Source organism: Stenotrophomonas sp. YJH_SMC_73, assembly GCF_059370155.1.
The window spans coordinates 133721-148263 of record NZ_JCAFTJ010000007.1; the positions used below are offsets into that span (position 1 = coordinate 133721).

The window sequence follows — 14543 nt, forward strand, 5'->3', positions numbered from 1 at the left end:
GCGGGGCTGCACAGCAGGTTGCCAGCCTTGGGGCCGAGGGGCCAGCGCCTCGGCCTGTCTATGGAAGTGCCACCGTGGTCGGCAGAGAGGGCATCAGCCCTTCGCGAGCGCTATTCCTGACAGATCTTCAATCTGGGAAAGCGCGTGACGCGTCGCGGTCCAATCGCCGGCGTGCCTGATCGCCACGCCTCCGGCCGCTGTCCAGGCATCACAGTTCGCTTCGAAATCGTCGATCAGAACATCGCCCGGCTGGTGCATGAAGAGAGGCTTGTGCCTGCCGCCGAGTACCGGCAACACCAGGCAGGTTGCTGACAGGTGTTCGCGGACCCACTGTCGCTTCTGCATCGCGGCGAGCGGATAGTTCGATTTCGGGCAGGCAGTGAGAATCACCGGGTTCAAGTGGTGGATGCTGTGGAAGAACTCCACTGCACCGTGCATCGGCGGTAGGTCGCGGAAGAACGACGGGTGGTTGTTGATGTGCCCCCACATTTCATCGTCGGCAAGCACGCGGTGGTCCAGGCCAAACAGGGCGGGGAATGCCGCGTCGAAGTCGGCCATTACGCCATCAAGATCTACGTAGATGGTGCGTCTGGATGCACTCGATCCACCTGTGTGCCGGTTGGCGAGCGGGTCCATCATCGGTATTGACTTCACATCATCAGCGTTCATTTACGCGCTCTCCTCTCAAGAGTGGGCTTTCTTTTTCATCGGTTCCCCAGTAGCGGGGCAAAGTGTTTGGCGATTGCGACAGACATGGCAGCAATCGCGATGCCGCTGGCGTCGGTCCAGGGCGAAAGAGTGATGGCCTGCAACCGCACCAATGCGGAACGCCAGAGTGCCTCTTGAGTCCATCAGGCGCTGCTGCAGCGGGACGGTGCACCGCGCCGTAACAACACAATACGGGCACCACCAACCAGAATTGAAACTGAGATGGGCATCGCCTCACGGCGATGCCGCCCGGCAGATGCCGTAATCGGCACGCTTGAAATGCGGTATATATCGCGGCGATTCTTCAAAGGCGTGCCGAGTGGCTGCTCTGGCCGTTGCCCAAGACGCATGGCCCCAGCCACTGGCTCATTTCGCCAACCAAGGAGCAATCTGGCGCGCTGGTGATTGGATAATCCCAACGCGCTACGGAAAGGCCGAACGGGGATATGCCTGTGGCGCTCGTTCCAGACTGATCCAGGAACGTCACTGAACATGCATGTCCAGGCGCACTCAATGTATCACGCCGACCAGCGCCAGCGGCTTGAACCCGCTCGATCTCCAGCAGTTTGATTGGGCAGGGCAAGGCCGGCATGGCACCATGACGGGCTTGCCTCGTCCCTCCGGGCGGGGCCGTTTTCCCAAGCAAGCCCTCGAACACGATATGCGAACGCCCTTCTTCATTCTCTCCGCCCTGTGCCTTGGCCTGCTGTCCGGCTGTGCCAGTGGCCCGGAGGAGCACGCCTCAAGCCGCGAGATCACCAGTGCGTTCGTGGCCGACGACGGCCAGCTGTACCTGTTGCCGCACTATGACGAGCCGATGCGCTTCAATGCCGCGCCGTTCCGCGAGTACCGCGCGCTGATGGACAGCCCGCTGCGCGAGGCGGTGGCCTGCGCGCAGATGTACTTCCATGAAGACTGGCGCGACCCGGCCAACAAGGCCAAGGTGCATGGCAGCTATGCGCTGCTGCTGCGGCCGGAGCAGGTAACGGCAGAGCAGGCCGGAGCGGATTGAGGTGCTCCCACGTGAGGCCAAGGCCGTGGAGGAGCGGTCGCGCTACTACCTGCCGATGGACCGGACCCGCTACGCGCTGGCGTTTGACCGCGCCTGCAATCTATCAAAGAAGGGCGGCATCTACTACAGCGCGCTGTTCGAGGGCGAGGGCGAGCGGGTGAAGTTGTCGGATGCTGCGGCGCTGGCAGAGAAGGGGAAGCTGGTACAGCCGATCAATGCGCGGGCGCAGCGGATCCTGCCGGAGAGGGAGGACAAGCCGGGTGCGGGTTCGGCGGCGAGCAAGGTGCTCGGCGCGGCGCTGATCCCTGTGGCCGTGCCGGTGTTTGTGCTAAGCCTGCCGTTCCTGGGGCCGGATCATTGGAAGTGAAAAGGCGTTGGGGGAGAGTCATCCACGCATGGCGTGGATTGGGCATCGCCTGAAAGTTCATCCTGGAGATCTGTGTGCCAAGCACGCTGGAAACTGTTTTGAAGACTGCAGGCTTCATTGTCGTTGCGGCGCTTCCGTTGGTGATCCTTTGGTTCATCCTTCGGCGAATGTCAGCAACTGCTCGCTCGTCCGTGAAATCGGGGCTGCGTTTGGATCCCCCTCGCCGGATCTCCGGTACATCCATGACCTTGGCGATGGTGGATGGGAAAGAGGATCGGGAGCACTACTTCTTTGATGCGGCGTCCTTTTACCTGCGGCGTGGGCCGGTGCCTACGGCGGTTTCGCTTTCGCAGATCACCTCAGTCACACGAACGTCCGACAAGATCTACGGGCGCTATGTCTGGCAGGTGTGCTTCAGCAAAGCATCGGGCAGAAAGTGCGTGACGTTCACCAACAACCTGACGCTGTTCAATCGCGATTTCCTGCTGTTCCTGGAGGCGGTGCGGAAGGCCAATCCGTTGGCGACCGTTGATCGGGCAGGCATCCGCTTCTAGCTGTGGGCCGACTTGAGGGTGTCAGTTAAAGCGGCGAGCCGGTAACGCTACACTGGCAGCCCACCCCCAATGGAAGCTCGCCCATGCTCAGTGGAAAGGTCGCGGTGGTCACCGGCTCCACCAGCGGTATCGGTCTTGGCATTGCGACCGCGCTGGCCCGGCAAGGCGCGGACATCGTGCTGAACGGCTTCGGCGATGCGGCGGAGATCGAGCGGATTCGTTCCAAACTGGAAGCCGAGTTCGGCGTGCGCGTGGCGCATGACGGCGCCGACCTTTCCCATGGCGAGGCGGTGCGCGGGATGATCGATCGCGCCGTTGCGACGATGGGGCGCATCGACATCCTGGTAAACAACGCGGGCATCCAGCACACCGCGTCGATCGAGGAATTCCCGGTCGAAAAGTGGGATGCGATTCTGGCGCTGAATCTCTCGGCGGTGTTCCATGCAACGGCGGCGGCCTTGCCGCACATGAAGCAGCAGGGCGCCGGCCGCATCATCAACATTGCGTCGGTGCACGGGTTGGTGGGCTCGGTGAACAAGTCGGCCTACGTGGCGGCCAAGCATGGAGTGGTGGGCTTCACCAAGGTGACCGCGCTGGAGAATGCGGGGACCGGCATTACCGCCAATGCGATCTGCCCGGGCTGGGTGCGGACGGCGCTGGTCGAGCAGCAGATCACCGCGTTGGCCGAGCGCGAAGGCACGGATCAGGAGACCGCCGCGCGTGAGCTGCTGGCTGAGAAGCAGCCGTCGTTGCAGTTCGTGACGCCCGATCAGCTGGGTGAGACGGTGGTGTTCCTGGCCTCGGACGCTGCGGCGCAGATCACCGGAACGGCGCTGCCGGTGGATGGGGGCTGGACGGCGCGCTAGCTGGCTGGCTGCGCCTTGCGCTGCAGCATCGGCAGTGCCACCAGCGTGGCGAGGAGGGTGAACAGCACCAGCGACGAGCCGACTGTGCCGAAGCCCAGGCCGCCTTTTTCCAGCGGTTTGGTGAGCAGGTCGCCGAAGGTGGCGCCGAACGGGCGGGTGAGCACGAAGGCGATCCAGAACAGGATGACCCGGTTGATGCCCTTGATGCGGCTGGCCAGCGCGGTAAGCGCGATGAGGCTGCCGATCAGCAGGGCGCCGCCGGTGAAGCCCAGCCCGGAATCGTCGGCGAGGAAATCACCCAGCGCGGTGCCGAGCGTGTTGGAGAACAGCACGGCGGTCCAGTAGAAGCCTTCGGCACGGCGCGATGCGATGTTGCTGACCGAGATCGACTTTTCCGACACCCGCCAAGCCAGCAGCACCAGCGCCAGGCAGCCGGCCAGCAGACTGGCGCCGGTGGCGTAGCCCAGGCCGAGCGTGCGGTCGATCAGGTCGGACAGGGTGGTGCCAGCGGTGCTGGTCGCCAGCACCACCGACCAGAACAGCACCGGGTGGAAGCGCCGCGCCGACAACTGCATGCCCAGCAGGCCGGCAAAGATCGCCAGCAGGATGGCCGAGCTGGCCACGTAGCCCAGATTGAGCGTCATCGACAGCAGATCGCCCGCAGTCTCGCCGAGGGTGGTGGCGGCGATCTTCATCACCCAGAAGCCGAGGGTGACCGCCGCCACTTTGCTGTGCAGGGAATCTGCGTCTGAAGCGCGCATCGAACGTCGCCTGGGGAGCCCGCGGGTGATGCTGTGGCGGGCGGCGTCGGAGTGCAGTCGGAACCAGGTTTGGCGAGGGTGAGCGTGGGGGCGGCGTTCAGCCGGCGCTGGCGGGGGCCGAAAGGCGCGCCAGCAGGGCGCCCCAGTCGGCCACGAAGCAGCCGTCGCGGCCGCGGTTGCATTCGGTGATCCACGCGTCCAGCGATTCGCTCCGTGCGCGGTAGCCGCTGACATCGCCCAGGACGGCGAAGTGCAGGCGGTAGTTCACCAGCATCTGCAGCCATTGCCCGGCCATGCCGGAGCGCAGCTCGAAGAAGTCTGCCGAAAGGCGCTGCACCGGAACGGCGATCCACTCGGCCTGGTGCCCAAGGGCATCGCCGACCAGGTCGCGCAGGCCGTTGGCATCGAGTGCGGGGCCCTGCGGCGCGATGCGCAGGAGGCGAGTGGTGCCGAAGTGTTCAATGGAATCATTCATGCTGGAGGTTCTGCAGTTGACGCAGCCGGGCGAGGATGTCTTCGCGCAGGCCGGGGATGTAGTGATAGGCGTCTGCGAGCAGGGTGACGTCCGCCGTCGGGACGAGCCGCTTCATGCGTTCGGCGGCGGCAGGGGTGTCGATGAGGGCATCACGCGCGCCCATGACAAGGGCTGCCGGCGGATGCAACGTAGCCAGGCGCTCGTCGCTGATGCGGGGAATGCGTAGCGGACGTGGCCGAACCTCGGCACGGATCAATGCCAGCAGGTCGAGCAGCGGCTGCGCACGTGCAGGTGCATGCAGTGGCGCGGGACCCATGACCGCGCGACGCAGGCGCTCGCGTCCCCATCGGCCAAGCAGCAACAGTGGCAGCGCCTTGAGCAGGAATGCACGCTGGCGCCCGATACCCGAGGGGCTGACCAGGACCAGTGCGTTGACCCGGGCAGGCCTTCGCAGCGCGTAGTCCAGTGCCAGGAAGCCGCCGAACGACAGGCCCACGAATGCTGCGCTTTCCACGCCAAGTGCGTCGAGGACATCATCCAGCCATTGCGCATGCGCGTCGCTGTCCAGCGCAGGTTGCGTGCCTTCGCTGAGGCCCGGTTCGCCAATGATGTCGACGGCATGCACGCGGTAGTACTCGCTCCAGCATTCGGCATCGAACATCCAGCTGGCGGCATTGCTGAGGGTGCCATGCAGCAGCACCAGGGCAGGGCCGTGTTCCGGGCCGCAGCTGCCCACAAATGTCGAACCGGCGCGGGTGGCGAGATGATGCGATTCGTGTGGTACCGGCCAGTCCGAAAGCACCTGGCGATAGGCGGCAAGTACGTGCTGCGTGGGAATGCCGGGGCGCTGCCGCTTCATTCGCTGCGGTCCTGCAGCAGACGCTGCAGGCTGACCAGCAGCGCCGTGGAACCTGCCAGGCCACCGATCACGATCAGCTTGAGCACATCGTGCTCAGGCGAATAGATCGTCTCCATGCGCAGCGGCTCATCGTCGGCCTCGCGGCCGGTGACGCGCGCATGCAGGGCACGCACCAGGTCGGCGGCACGTGCCGCACCGCATCCGGGAATATCCACCACCGTGGTCAGCTGTGGGCGCGCAGCGGAGGGCTGACGCACGGTGCCGGTGAACACGTCGAGGTCTTCGGCGGTGATGCGATAGGACTTGCCGATGCGGGTCGCGCGCAGTTGGCCGCTACGGATATGCCGCAGGACGGTTTTGGGGTGCAGGCTGAGCTGCTGGGCAGCCTGATCGACGGTTAGCAACGCGGGGGACATAACGGAACTCGAGAACCATGCGCTCCCTATTGTTCCATAAAATGCAATTTTCGGGAGCGATTGGGGATTGCGCGGCGACGGCGACAGCGGGCCATCTGCCCGGTGCCGCTCGCGCGGGCCAACCCTCCCGACGGCTACGCTGGCTTGGCGAACACATCCAGCCCCTTGCCGGTTTCCAGCAGCGACTTCAGGCTGGACAGCACGATCGGCCAGCCCTGGCGGATGCCGGTATCCATGCCGCTGCCCGGTTCCAGCTCCTCATGGGTAACCGTCAGCCGCACCATGTCCTGGTAGGGCACGATGTCGAAGGTGACGCGGCTGTAGGCAGCGGGATTGTCGGCCTGCGAGGCGGCTGCCCAGGTGATGACCAGGCGCGAGGGCGGGGTGCTTTCCACCACTTCGCCGACCAGCTCGACCGAGCGCGTTTCGTTGGCGCGCACGTGCTGCCAGCGCGAGCCCGGTTTCCAGTCCGAGACGTTCTCGTGACCCCAGTAGCGACTGGCGATCTCGGGGCGGGTGATGGCCTCGAACACCTTCTGTGGCGTGGACGCGATGTAGATCACGTGGATGAAGCGGGTTGACTCTGCAGACATCGTCATTCTCCTTCCAGTTCGCGTTTCAGGTCATGCAGCAGGCTCAGGCGCTGCTGCTCGAACTTGCGTACCCAGCGTTCGTAGACTTCATGCAGGGGCACCGGGTTGATGAAGTGCAGCTTCTCGCGGCCACGGCGCACGGTACTGATCAGGTTGGCGTCTTCCAGCAGGCCCAGGTGCTGGGTGACCGATTGCCGGGCCATGTCCAGGTGTTCGCACAGCTGGCCCAGCGTCTGCCCGTTGTCCTTGCAGAGCAGATCCAGCAGCGTCCGGCGCGTGGGATCGGCCAGTGCCTTGAACACCTTGTCTGCGTCGCGCAGGTGGTCTACCGCCATGGGGAGGTCTTCAATTCCAATTGTCGATCCTGACGTCGTGTGGGTTGGGCTGGCCCTTGCCGGTTTCCAGCAGTGCCTTCAGGCTCATCAGGAACACCGCCCACTTGGTGCTGCAGTGGGAGGTGAACTCGACGCGCTCTTTCCAGCCTTCATGGGTGAACAGGACGATGCAGTAGTCGCCTTCCTGCTTCAGCGCGAAGCGCGCGTGGGTGCCGATCCATTCGGCGGGGCCGGCGAGGAACCGCCACAGCACGAGCTCGCCTGGAACAAGCTGCTCAAGCTTCATCTCCATGGCGCCGATTTCCTGGCCGTTGTTGGTGAAACGGACCTTGACCGTGCCGCCGGCTTCGCGGTCGCCGTGCGCGTCTTCGGCCCACCAGGCGGCCACGCCTTCGGGGGTGGCCAGCGCCTGGTACACCTGGCTTGCGGGGGCCTTGATGCCGACCCTGTGTGCGATATCCACCATTGCAGGTTCCTCGCGATGGGCCGGCAGGCGCCGCCCTTGAGTGGACTATATGCAGGTAAATGCCTGCATGTCAAGCCCCGCCACGAACGCCCGGGCGTGGTAGTGCCGGCCGCTGGCCGGCATCCCGGTGGCGTTGGGTGCGTGCAGTTGCCGGCCAGCGGCCGGCACTACCGGGGCGATGGCTCAGTTCTCCGCGTCCTGAAGGGCGGCATGCAGTTTGTCGGTGATCCGCTGCAGTGCGGCACGATCATCCGCGGAGAGATGGTCGAGAAAATACCGGCGGACACCGGCGGCGTGTACCGGCCGTGCCGCGCGCAGCTGCGCGTGCCCTTCTGTGGTCATGCGGATCACTACGACGTTTTCGCTGTCGGTATCGCGTTCGATCAGGCCACGGCCCGCCATGCGGGTCAGCTGGTGGGAGAGGCGCGTCTTGTCCCATTCCAGGTAGTCCAGCAGTTCGCGCTGGCGGCGGCAGCGATCCTTGGACTGGTTCAGCTCCATCAGCACGATGAAGTCGGCCCTTGAGAGCCCGGTGCTGCGGGTGATGTCCTGGACGATGCGGCCGGAGGTGATTTCTGCCATGCGCCGGAAGCCGCGCCAGGTGGCCCATTCGTCGGGTGTGATGCTGGGGGAGGTCATGGCCGAACGTTGCCGGGCAATGGTTGACATGTCAACCCTCGCGGCATACGGTTGACGTATCAACTAACGTGGATCGCGCCATGCAGCACCCTCCCCGTATTGCCGTCATCGGCGCAGGCCCCGCTGGCCTCACCGCTGCGCTCATCCTGCATCGGGGCGGTCACCCCGTGAGCGTGTACGAGGGCGAAGCATCCGGGCAGCAGCGCACACAGGGCGGCACGCTGGATCTGCACGACGATTCCGGGCAGGTGGCGCTGCAGCGCGCGGGCCTGCTGGAGGCCTTCCGTGCGGTGGCGCGGCATGAGGGGCAGGAGGCGCGGATGGGCGACCCGTGGTCCGGGGAGATCACCACCGGCGGGTTCGGGCCGGAAGGGAGCAAGGACAAGCCGGAGATCGACCGCGGCGACCTGCGCCAGCTGCTGCTGGACGCGCTGCCGGCGGACACGGTGCAGTGGGGCCACAGCCTGACCGCGCTGGTATCTGCACAGGCGAACGGCCACGGCCTGCGATTCGCCAACGGCGTGCAGCGCGAGGCGGACATCGTGATTGGTGCCGATGGTGCGTGGTCGAAAGTGCGCGCGGCCTTGAGTACGTGCCAGCCGCTGCCCACCGGCATTACCTTCTTCGAAGGTTGGATCGCACAGCCTGCTGCGGACATCGCAGCGATGGTCGGGCAGGGCAGCCTGTTCTGCTTTGGCGGCGAGGAGGCCCTGTTCGTGCAACGCAACAGCCGCGATCGGCTCTGCGTGTATGCGGCGCTGAAGCGCTCTTCCGAATGGCTTGATGCACAGATCGCGCAGCACGGCATACGGACGCTGGTGACAGGCTGCTATACCGGGTGGGCCACGAACCTTCGGCGCCTGCTGGAGGCCTGCACGGACTTCGTGCGGCGGCCGATCTACAGCCTGCCAGCGAATTTTTGCTGGGCCCCGCGCGATGGCGTGACCTTGATCGGCGATGCGGCGCATCTGATGCCGCCGGTGGGCGTGGGCGTGAACCTGGCGATGCTGGACGCGTCGGATGTGGCGATGGCGTTGTGCGCGCGGCCGGATGCGATCAGCGCGATGCGCGACGCCGAAGTGTTGGTGCGTGAACGCGCCCGCGCCCTGATGCCGGATGCGATCGAGGGGTTCCAGCGCTGGTTCACTACCGGAGGGGATGCTCCACGCGGTTGATGAAGCATCGAGTCTGTACGCACCTGCGACACTGGGAACAGCAGCAGATTCCTGGCGGCGCGCTGGAAGTCACATGGACTTCCGACTGCTTTGGTCCGGTACAGGTAGCCACGCTGGGGCACGCGCTAGACTGGTTGAACCAGCCGACGCTCCCCTGTTTTCCAGGGTTGGGGAGCGTGGTATGACAGGAGCGGAACGCATGACTGAAATTGGAAAGGACGCCTTGAACATCCGCCGCGCCAGCGCGGCCGATGCCCCCGCAGTGTTGGGGCTCTTTGACGAGGTGATCGAGTGGTTCGTGTCGATCGGCAATGTGCAGCAATGGGGCAGCGAACCGTGGTCGACGATGCCGCGCCGGATTGCCCAGGTCACCGAGGCGTGCGCGCTGCCAGGCGCATGGGTGGCGCAGAACGAGCAGGGCAACGTGCGGGCGTTCCTGGCACTGGGCGAGTCGATGCCCTATGTGCCGGCCCCCACCGGGCCGGAGCTGTATGTGCGGGTTCTGGTGGCCTCGCGTGATGTGCGCGTGCGTGGCATCGGCCGCCGCCTGATGGCGTTTGCCGACGAGCAGGCGCGCGCTGCCGGTGTCGACCATCTGCGTGTGGACTGCTACGCCGGAGGCAGCGGCGACCTGGTGCGCTTCTATGAATCCTGCGGGTATACGCGCATCGCGCCGTTCAACGTGGACGGCTGGCCAGGCATGCTGCTGGGAAGGACGCTCTGACGCGGCTGCGTCATTCCGTCGCAGCCTGCGTGCAGGAAACGATAGACCGGTTCGGCGCTAGAGTAGGGTCATGACCTGCATCGGATGGCTGTGTCATTCCGCTGCCGGTTCCTGATGACCCCCTCCAGGAAGGTGCAACGCATGTATTACAGCAGTGGCAACTACGAAGCTTTCGCGCGCCCGCGCAAGCCGGCCGGTGTGGATGGCAAGCGCGCCTGGTTTGTGGGCTCGGGCCTGGCCTCGCTGGCCGGCGCCGCATTCCTGGTGCGCGACGGGCGCATGGCCGGTGAACGCATCACCATCCTTGAACAGCAGCAGATTCCTGGCGGCGCGCTGGATGGCCTGAAGGTGCCGGAGAAGGGCTTCGTGATCCGCGGCGGCCGCGAGATGGAAGACCACTTCGAGTGCCTGTGGGATCTGTTCCGCTCAATTCCGTCGCTGGAGATTGAAGATGCCAGCGTGCTGGACGAGTTCTACTGGTTGAACAAGGACGACCCGAACTATTCGCTGCAGCGTGCCACCATCAATCGCGGCGAAGATGCGCACACCGATGGCCTGTTCACGCTGACCGAGCAGGCCCAGAAGGACATCATCGCGCTGTTCCTGGCCACCCGGAAGGAGATGGAGAACAAGCGCATCGACGAGGTGCTGGGCCGCGACTTCCTGGACAGCAACTTCTGGCTGTACTGGCGCACCATGTTCGCGTTCGAGGAGTGGCACTCAGCGCTGGAGATGAAGCTGTACCTGCATCGCTTCATCCACCACATTGGCGGCCTGCCGGATTTCTCGGCGTTGAAGTTCACCCGGTACAACCAGTATGAATCGCTGGTGTTGCCGCTGGTGAAGTGGTTGCAGGAGCAGGGTGTGGTGTTCCAGTACGGCACCGAGGTGACCGACGTCGACTTCGATCTGTCGGTCGGCCGCAAGCAGGCCACCCGCATCCACTGGACGCGCGAAGGCGTGGCCGGCGGCGTGGACCTGGGGGTGGATGACCTTGTTTTCATGACGATCGGTTCGTTGACCGAAAACTCGGATAATGGCGATCACCACACCGCGGCGCGTTTGAACGAAGGACCGGCGCCGGCCTGGGACCTGTGGCGCCGCATCGCCGCGAAGGATGCGGCGTTCGGGCGCCCGGATGTGTTCGGCGCGCATATCCCGCAGACCAAGTGGGAATCGGCGACAGTGACGACGCTGGATGCGCGCATTCCGGCTTACATCCAGAAGATCGCCAAGCGCGACCCGTTCAGTGGCAAGGTAGTGACCGGCGGCATCGTCAGCGTGCGCGACTCGCGCTGGCTGATGAGCTGGACGGTGAACCGCCAGCCGCATTTCAAGAACCAGCCCAAGGACCAGATCGTGGTCTGGGTGTACTCGCTGTTTGTGGATACGCCGGGCGACTATGTGAAAAAGCCGATGCAGGAGTGCACCGGCGAGGAGATCACCCGCGAGTGGCTGTACCACCTGGGCGTGCCGGTGGAAGAGATTGATGCGCTGGCCGCGACCGGTGCGAAGACGGTGCCGGTGATGATGCCGTACATCACGGCGTTCTTCATGCCACGCCAGGCCGGTGACCGCCCGGACGTGGTGCCGGACGGTGCGGTGAACTTCGCCTTCATCGGCCAGTTTGCCGAATCGAAGCAGCGCGACTGCATCTTCACCACCGAATATTCGGTGCGCACGCCGATGGAAGCGGTGTACACCCTGCTGGGGATCGAGCGCGGCGTGCCGGAGGTGTTCAATTCCACGTATGACGTGCGCTCGCTGCTGGCCGCCACCGGTCGCCTGCGCGATGGCAAGGAACTGGATATTCCCGGGCCTGCGTTCCTGCGCAATCTGCTGATGAACAAGCTGGACAAGACCCAGATCGGTGGCCTGCTGCGCGAGTTCAAGCTGGTGCAGGAAGACTGAGCGGGCAGGGGGAGGCCGCCGGTGAGGGCATCGGCGGCCTCAAGATCTCACGCTACGCCGTCGGTCGAACGGCTCAGCTGTTCCCACGCGTCGATGCTACCGGCCATCGATGCCAGCTTTGCCCTCACCAGCTGCAGTGCATCACTGCCCAGCAGCAAGTGGCGGGGAGGAGCGTCGCTGTCGATGACCTGCAGCATGGCCTGCGCAGCCTTCACTGGATCACCGGGCTGGTGGCCACTCTTCGCCTCACGCGCGTTGCGGATGGGATCGAACAATGCGTCGTAGTCGTCAATGCTGCGCGGTGCCCGCACCATCGAGCGGCCTGCCCAGTCGGTGCGGAAGGAACCCGGCGCGACGGCCGTGACGTGGATACCAAACGGCGCGACTTCCTTGCCAAGCACTTCACTGATGCCCTCCAGCGCGAACTTGCTGCCGCAGTACCACGCGATGCCCGGCATCGTGATGAAACCGCCCATGGAGGTGATGTTGAGGATATGGCCGCGGCGCCGGGCGCGCATGTGCGGCAGCACGGCCTTGATCAGCGCGGCCGGAGCGAACACGTTCACCTCGAATTGTTGCCGCAGCTCGGCGAGCGTGGATTCTTCGAGGATGCCTTCGTGGCCGTAGCCAGCGTTGTTGACCAGCACGTCGATGCTTCCGATGTTGGTTTCGATATCGGCGACGAGCGCATTGATGGCGGCGGTATCGGTTACGTCCAGCAGGCGACCGAATGCGCGGCCGGGAGCGAGCGCTTCGAGTACCTGGCGGTCGGTTTCGTTGCGCACGGTGCCGACCACGCGGTGGCCGGCCAGCAGGGCCTGCTGGGCAAGGGCGCGGCCGAATCCACTGCTGACACCGGTGATGAGGAGAAAGCGGGAAGGGGGCATGAGGGGGCGTTCGTGGTGGGCAGGGCTTGCACGTTAGTTCTTGAACGACCGGGGTCACAGGCCTAGGATTCGGCCATTCTTGCCTATTCCTCTGGAGTGCCTGTGCCTGTGGTCGATTCCCTGCAACGGCAGGTGCAGGCGCGCATGGTCGGCCTGCTGAAGACGCTGGCGGTGGAGGAGGGCTATACGCTCACGCGCCTGCCGGGGGTGCGGTTGCTGCGATCGGACCGGCCACTGGCGCGCACGCCGGTGTTGTACGACCCCGGCATCGTGATCGTCTGCCAGGGCGTGAAGCGTGGCTATCTGGGCGGGCAGGTCTACCAGTACGACGCCCAGCACTACCTGGCAGTGTCGGTGCCGGTGCCGTTCACGATGGAAACCGATGCGTCGGCCCAGGCGCCGCTGCTGGCGATCTACCTGCACCTGGATCTGCAGCTGGCGGCGGATCTGCTGATCGAACTGGGTGAACAGGAGGGCACCTCGGCGACACCGGCGCAGAGCATGATGTCCAGCCCGATGCAGGCGCCGATGCAGGCCACGGTGCTGCGCCTGCTGGAGGCACTGGCTGAACCGTTGGAGGCTGCCGTGCTCGGCCCTGCGTTGGTGCGTGAGGTGTACTTCCGCGTGCTGACGGGTGCACAGGGCGGCGCAATGCGCGAGGCGCTGGCCATGCGCGGGCGCTTCGGCAGCATCGGCAGAGTGCTGCGGACGATCCATGCCGGATATGCCACCACCCTGGACGTGGGGCAACTGGCCACCGAAGCGGGCATGAGTGTGGCGACCTTCCACGACCACTTCCGCGCGATTACCGGCACGTCGCCGATGCAGTACGTGAAGTCGACCCGCCTGCACCAGGCACGGTTGCTGATGCTGCGGCAGGGGATGACTGCCGAAGCGGCATCGCTGGCGGTGGGGTATGCCAGCCCGTCGCAGTTCAACCGTGAGTTCAAGCGCCTGTTCGCGTTGCCGCCGGCGGCCGAGGTCGCGCGGATGCGGCGCAGTTTCGCGCTGCCACCTCCGCCAGCCGATGCGGTATACGTGTCTTCGCATTGAGGGGCAATCGAAGGTCACGTTGCCAGCAAGCCGGCCAGCGGCCGGCTCTACCGGGAATGACGCCTGGCGGGTGCAGCAGACAGGGGGTTGACAGGATGTCTACCTACTAGTAGGTTTATTGCCATGAAAGAGTCGCTCTCACCCAAGGCCCAGGAAATCCTGGCCCATGCCCGTGCGCTGCTGGAAGCCGGCGGCTACAACGGCTTCAGCTACGCCGACGTGTCGGCGCGGGTGAACATCAGCAAGGCCAGCATCCATCACCACTTCCCCAGCAAGGCGGAGCTGGTGCGCACGGTGGTCGAGCTGTACCGGGCCGAGGCGCGCGAAGGCCTGGCGTTGCTGGACCGGCAGTTGGCCGACCCGCTGCAGGAGCTCAACGCCTATGTGGATTACTGGTCCAGCTGCATTGCAGGGGGTACGTCCTCGTTCTGCATCTGCGCGATGCTGGCCGCCGAAGCGCCGATGATTCCGGCAGAGATCGCTGAGGAAGTGCGCGGCCATTTCGAGGACCTGAGCGGCTGGCTGGCAGTGACGCTGGAGAAGGGCGCTTCGATGGGCCAACTGCAGTTGCAGGGCTCGGCGGCCGATGAGGCCAAGGCGTTCATGTCATCGGTGCACGGCGCGATGCTGGCCGCGCGCGGTTTCGGTGATGCGGCGACCTTCGCGGCCCTGGCGCGGTTGGCGATCGCGCGGGTGAGCGCGGCGTCCTGAGAAATGTGTGGTGGGCCTGCGGCGACGCGGG

The 14543-nt window shown here is 65.1% G+C and carries 17 protein-coding genes and 1 pseudogene; 8 read left to right on the forward strand and 10 right to left on the reverse strand.

All coding sequences use genetic code 11. From position 1 onward, the window contains the following. Positions 1-93 precede the first annotated feature (93 nt). Complete coding sequence (locus tag AC5P8R_RS13070) at positions 94-669, reverse strand: 5' nucleotidase, NT5C type (RefSeq protein ID WP_495223506.1); 576 nt, start codon at positions 667-669, stop codon at positions 94-96. A gap of 700 nt (positions 670-1369) precedes the next feature. Between AC5P8R_RS13070 and AC5P8R_RS13075 the strand changes: the two are divergent. The 3 genes and pseudogenes from AC5P8R_RS13075 (at position 1370) to AC5P8R_RS13085 (ending at position 3507) form a co-directional block, all read left to right on the forward strand. Next, positions 1370-2087, forward strand: a pseudogene (locus AC5P8R_RS13075) (hypothetical protein). 74 nt (positions 2088-2161) lie between these two features. Next, positions 2162-2641: a hypothetical protein gene (locus tag AC5P8R_RS13080; RefSeq protein ID WP_495223507.1), complete on the forward strand. Its 480-nt coding sequence runs from the start codon at positions 2162-2164 to the stop codon at positions 2639-2641. Positions 2642-2724: 83 nt separating this feature from the next. Then, a complete protein-coding gene (locus AC5P8R_RS13085) occupies positions 2725-3507 on the forward strand; it encodes a 3-hydroxybutyrate dehydrogenase (protein WP_075076776.1) in 783 nt (260 codons plus the stop codon). Here the strand turns inward: AC5P8R_RS13085 and AC5P8R_RS13090 are convergent. From AC5P8R_RS13090 to AC5P8R_RS13125, 8 genes are all read right to left on the reverse strand, one after another. Next, positions 3504-4268 carry a COG4705 family protein gene (locus tag AC5P8R_RS13090; RefSeq protein ID WP_032958119.1) on the reverse strand — a complete coding sequence of 255 codons (765 nt, stop codon included), beginning with the start codon at positions 4266-4268 and terminating at the stop codon, positions 3504-3506. The two genes, AC5P8R_RS13085 and AC5P8R_RS13090, sit on opposite strands and share 4 nt — an antisense overlap. A gap of 97 nt (positions 4269-4365) precedes the next feature. Next, complete coding sequence (locus AC5P8R_RS13095) at positions 4366-4743, reverse strand: DUF4180 domain-containing protein (protein ID WP_169412083.1); 378 nt, start codon at positions 4741-4743, stop codon at positions 4366-4368. Further along, positions 4736-5602 (reverse strand): alpha/beta fold hydrolase, encoded by an 867-nt coding sequence (locus AC5P8R_RS13100; RefSeq protein WP_495223508.1) that lies wholly within the window; start codon positions 5600-5602, stop codon positions 4736-4738. The genes AC5P8R_RS13095 and AC5P8R_RS13100 overlap by 8 nt, the downstream gene beginning before the upstream one ends. Next, positions 5599-6018: a helix-turn-helix domain-containing protein gene (locus AC5P8R_RS13105; protein ID WP_014646881.1), complete on the reverse strand. Its 420-nt coding sequence runs from the start codon at positions 6016-6018 to the stop codon at positions 5599-5601. The genes AC5P8R_RS13100 and AC5P8R_RS13105 overlap by 4 nt, the downstream gene beginning before the upstream one ends. 134 nt (positions 6019-6152) lie before the next feature. Next, entirely contained in the window at positions 6153-6611 is a 459-nt protein-coding gene (locus AC5P8R_RS13110) for an SRPBCC family protein (RefSeq protein WP_180835750.1), read from the reverse strand. A gap of 2 nt (positions 6612-6613) precedes the next feature. After that, positions 6614-6946, reverse strand: a complete 333-nt coding sequence (locus AC5P8R_RS13115; protein WP_014646883.1) for an ArsR/SmtB family transcription factor — start codon at positions 6944-6946, stop codon at positions 6614-6616. A gap of 10 nt (positions 6947-6956) precedes the next feature. Then, the gene (locus AC5P8R_RS13120) at positions 6957-7412 is read right to left on the reverse strand and encodes an SRPBCC family protein (protein WP_046430242.1); all 456 of its coding nucleotides are present in this window, start codon (positions 7410-7412) and stop codon (positions 6957-6959) included. Positions 7413-7595: 183 nt separating this feature from the next. Then, a complete protein-coding gene (locus AC5P8R_RS13125; protein ID WP_014646885.1) occupies positions 7596-8051 on the reverse strand; it encodes a MarR family winged helix-turn-helix transcriptional regulator in 456 nt (151 codons plus the stop codon). 80 nt (positions 8052-8131) lie between these two features. Here AC5P8R_RS13125 and AC5P8R_RS13130 point away from each other — a divergent pair, with 80 nt between their 5' ends. The 3 genes from AC5P8R_RS13130 to AC5P8R_RS13140 all read left to right on the forward strand — a co-directional run bounded on the left by AC5P8R_RS13130 (position 8132) and on the right by AC5P8R_RS13140 (position 11861). Beyond that, positions 8132-9226, forward strand: a complete 1095-nt coding sequence (locus AC5P8R_RS13130) for an FAD-dependent oxidoreductase (RefSeq protein ID WP_495223509.1) — start codon at positions 8132-8134, stop codon at positions 9224-9226. Between the two features lie 199 nt (positions 9227-9425). Continuing rightward, positions 9426-9950, forward strand: coding sequence for a GNAT family N-acetyltransferase (locus AC5P8R_RS13135; RefSeq protein WP_495223511.1), 525 nt, complete (start codon positions 9426-9428; stop codon positions 9948-9950). A 141-nt stretch (positions 9951-10091) separates the two neighbouring features. Further along, positions 10092-11861: an oleate hydratase gene (locus AC5P8R_RS13140; RefSeq protein ID WP_495223512.1), complete on the forward strand. Its 1770-nt coding sequence runs from the start codon at positions 10092-10094 to the stop codon at positions 11859-11861. Positions 11862-11908: 47 nt separating this feature from the next. Here AC5P8R_RS13140 and AC5P8R_RS13145 read toward each other — a convergent pair whose 3' ends face one another. Next, on the reverse strand, positions 11909-12748 hold the full coding sequence (locus AC5P8R_RS13145; RefSeq protein WP_134966714.1) for an oxidoreductase: 840 nt from the start codon (positions 12746-12748) through the stop codon (positions 11909-11911). 108 nt (positions 12749-12856) lie between these two features. Here AC5P8R_RS13145 and AC5P8R_RS13150 point away from each other — a divergent pair, with 108 nt between their 5' ends. Next, positions 12857-13801: an AraC family transcriptional regulator gene (locus AC5P8R_RS13150; RefSeq protein WP_495223513.1), complete on the forward strand. Its 945-nt coding sequence runs from the start codon at positions 12857-12859 to the stop codon at positions 13799-13801. Between the two features lie 123 nt (positions 13802-13924). Then, entirely contained in the window at positions 13925-14512 is a 588-nt protein-coding gene (locus AC5P8R_RS13155; protein WP_401730907.1) for a TetR/AcrR family transcriptional regulator, read from the forward strand. The last annotated feature ends 31 nt before the right edge of the window (positions 14513-14543 follow it).

What these genes read in the sequence shown, in the direction of transcription:
- AC5P8R_RS13070 (WP_495223506.1), bottom strand. Translation starts at nt 669, where the DNA reads ATGAACGCTGATGATGTGAAGTCAATACCGATGATGGACCCGCTCGCC.
- AC5P8R_RS13085 (WP_075076776.1), top strand. Translation starts at nt 2,725, where the DNA reads ATGCTCAGTGGAAAGGTCGCGGTGGTCACCGGCTCCACCAGCGGTATC.
- AC5P8R_RS13090 (WP_032958119.1), bottom strand. Translation starts at nt 4,268, where the DNA reads ATGCGCGCTTCAGACGCAGATTCCCTGCACAGCAAAGTGGCGGCGGTC.
- AC5P8R_RS13095 (WP_169412083.1), bottom strand. Translation starts at nt 4,743, where the DNA reads ATGAATGATTCCATTGAACACTTCGGCACCACTCGCCTCCTGCGCATC.
- AC5P8R_RS13100 (WP_495223508.1), bottom strand. Translation starts at nt 5,602, where the DNA reads ATGAAGCGGCAGCGCCCCGGCATTCCCACGCAGCACGTACTTGCCGCC.
- AC5P8R_RS13105 (WP_014646881.1), bottom strand. Translation starts at nt 6,018, where the DNA reads ATGTCCCCCGCGTTGCTAACCGTCGATCAGGCTGCCCAGCAGCTCAGC.
- AC5P8R_RS13110 (WP_180835750.1), bottom strand. Translation starts at nt 6,611, where the DNA reads ATGTCTGCAGAGTCAACCCGCTTCATCCACGTGATCTACATCGCGTCC.
- AC5P8R_RS13115 (WP_014646883.1), bottom strand. Translation starts at nt 6,946, where the DNA reads ATGGCGGTAGACCACCTGCGCGACGCAGACAAGGTGTTCAAGGCACTG.
- AC5P8R_RS13120 (WP_046430242.1), bottom strand. Translation starts at nt 7,412, where the DNA reads ATGGTGGATATCGCACACAGGGTCGGCATCAAGGCCCCCGCAAGCCAG.
- AC5P8R_RS13125 (WP_014646885.1), bottom strand. Translation starts at nt 8,051, where the DNA reads ATGACCTCCCCCAGCATCACACCCGACGAATGGGCCACCTGGCGCGGC.
- AC5P8R_RS13130 (WP_495223509.1), top strand. Translation starts at nt 8,132, where the DNA reads ATGCAGCACCCTCCCCGTATTGCCGTCATCGGCGCAGGCCCCGCTGGC.
- AC5P8R_RS13135 (WP_495223511.1), top strand. Translation starts at nt 9,426, where the DNA reads ATGACTGAAATTGGAAAGGACGCCTTGAACATCCGCCGCGCCAGCGCG.
- AC5P8R_RS13140 (WP_495223512.1), top strand. Translation starts at nt 10,092, where the DNA reads ATGTATTACAGCAGTGGCAACTACGAAGCTTTCGCGCGCCCGCGCAAG.
- AC5P8R_RS13145 (WP_134966714.1), bottom strand. Translation starts at nt 12,748, where the DNA reads ATGCCCCCTTCCCGCTTTCTCCTCATCACCGGTGTCAGCAGTGGATTC.
- AC5P8R_RS13155 (WP_401730907.1), top strand. Translation starts at nt 13,925, where the DNA reads ATGAAAGAGTCGCTCTCACCCAAGGCCCAGGAAATCCTGGCCCATGCC.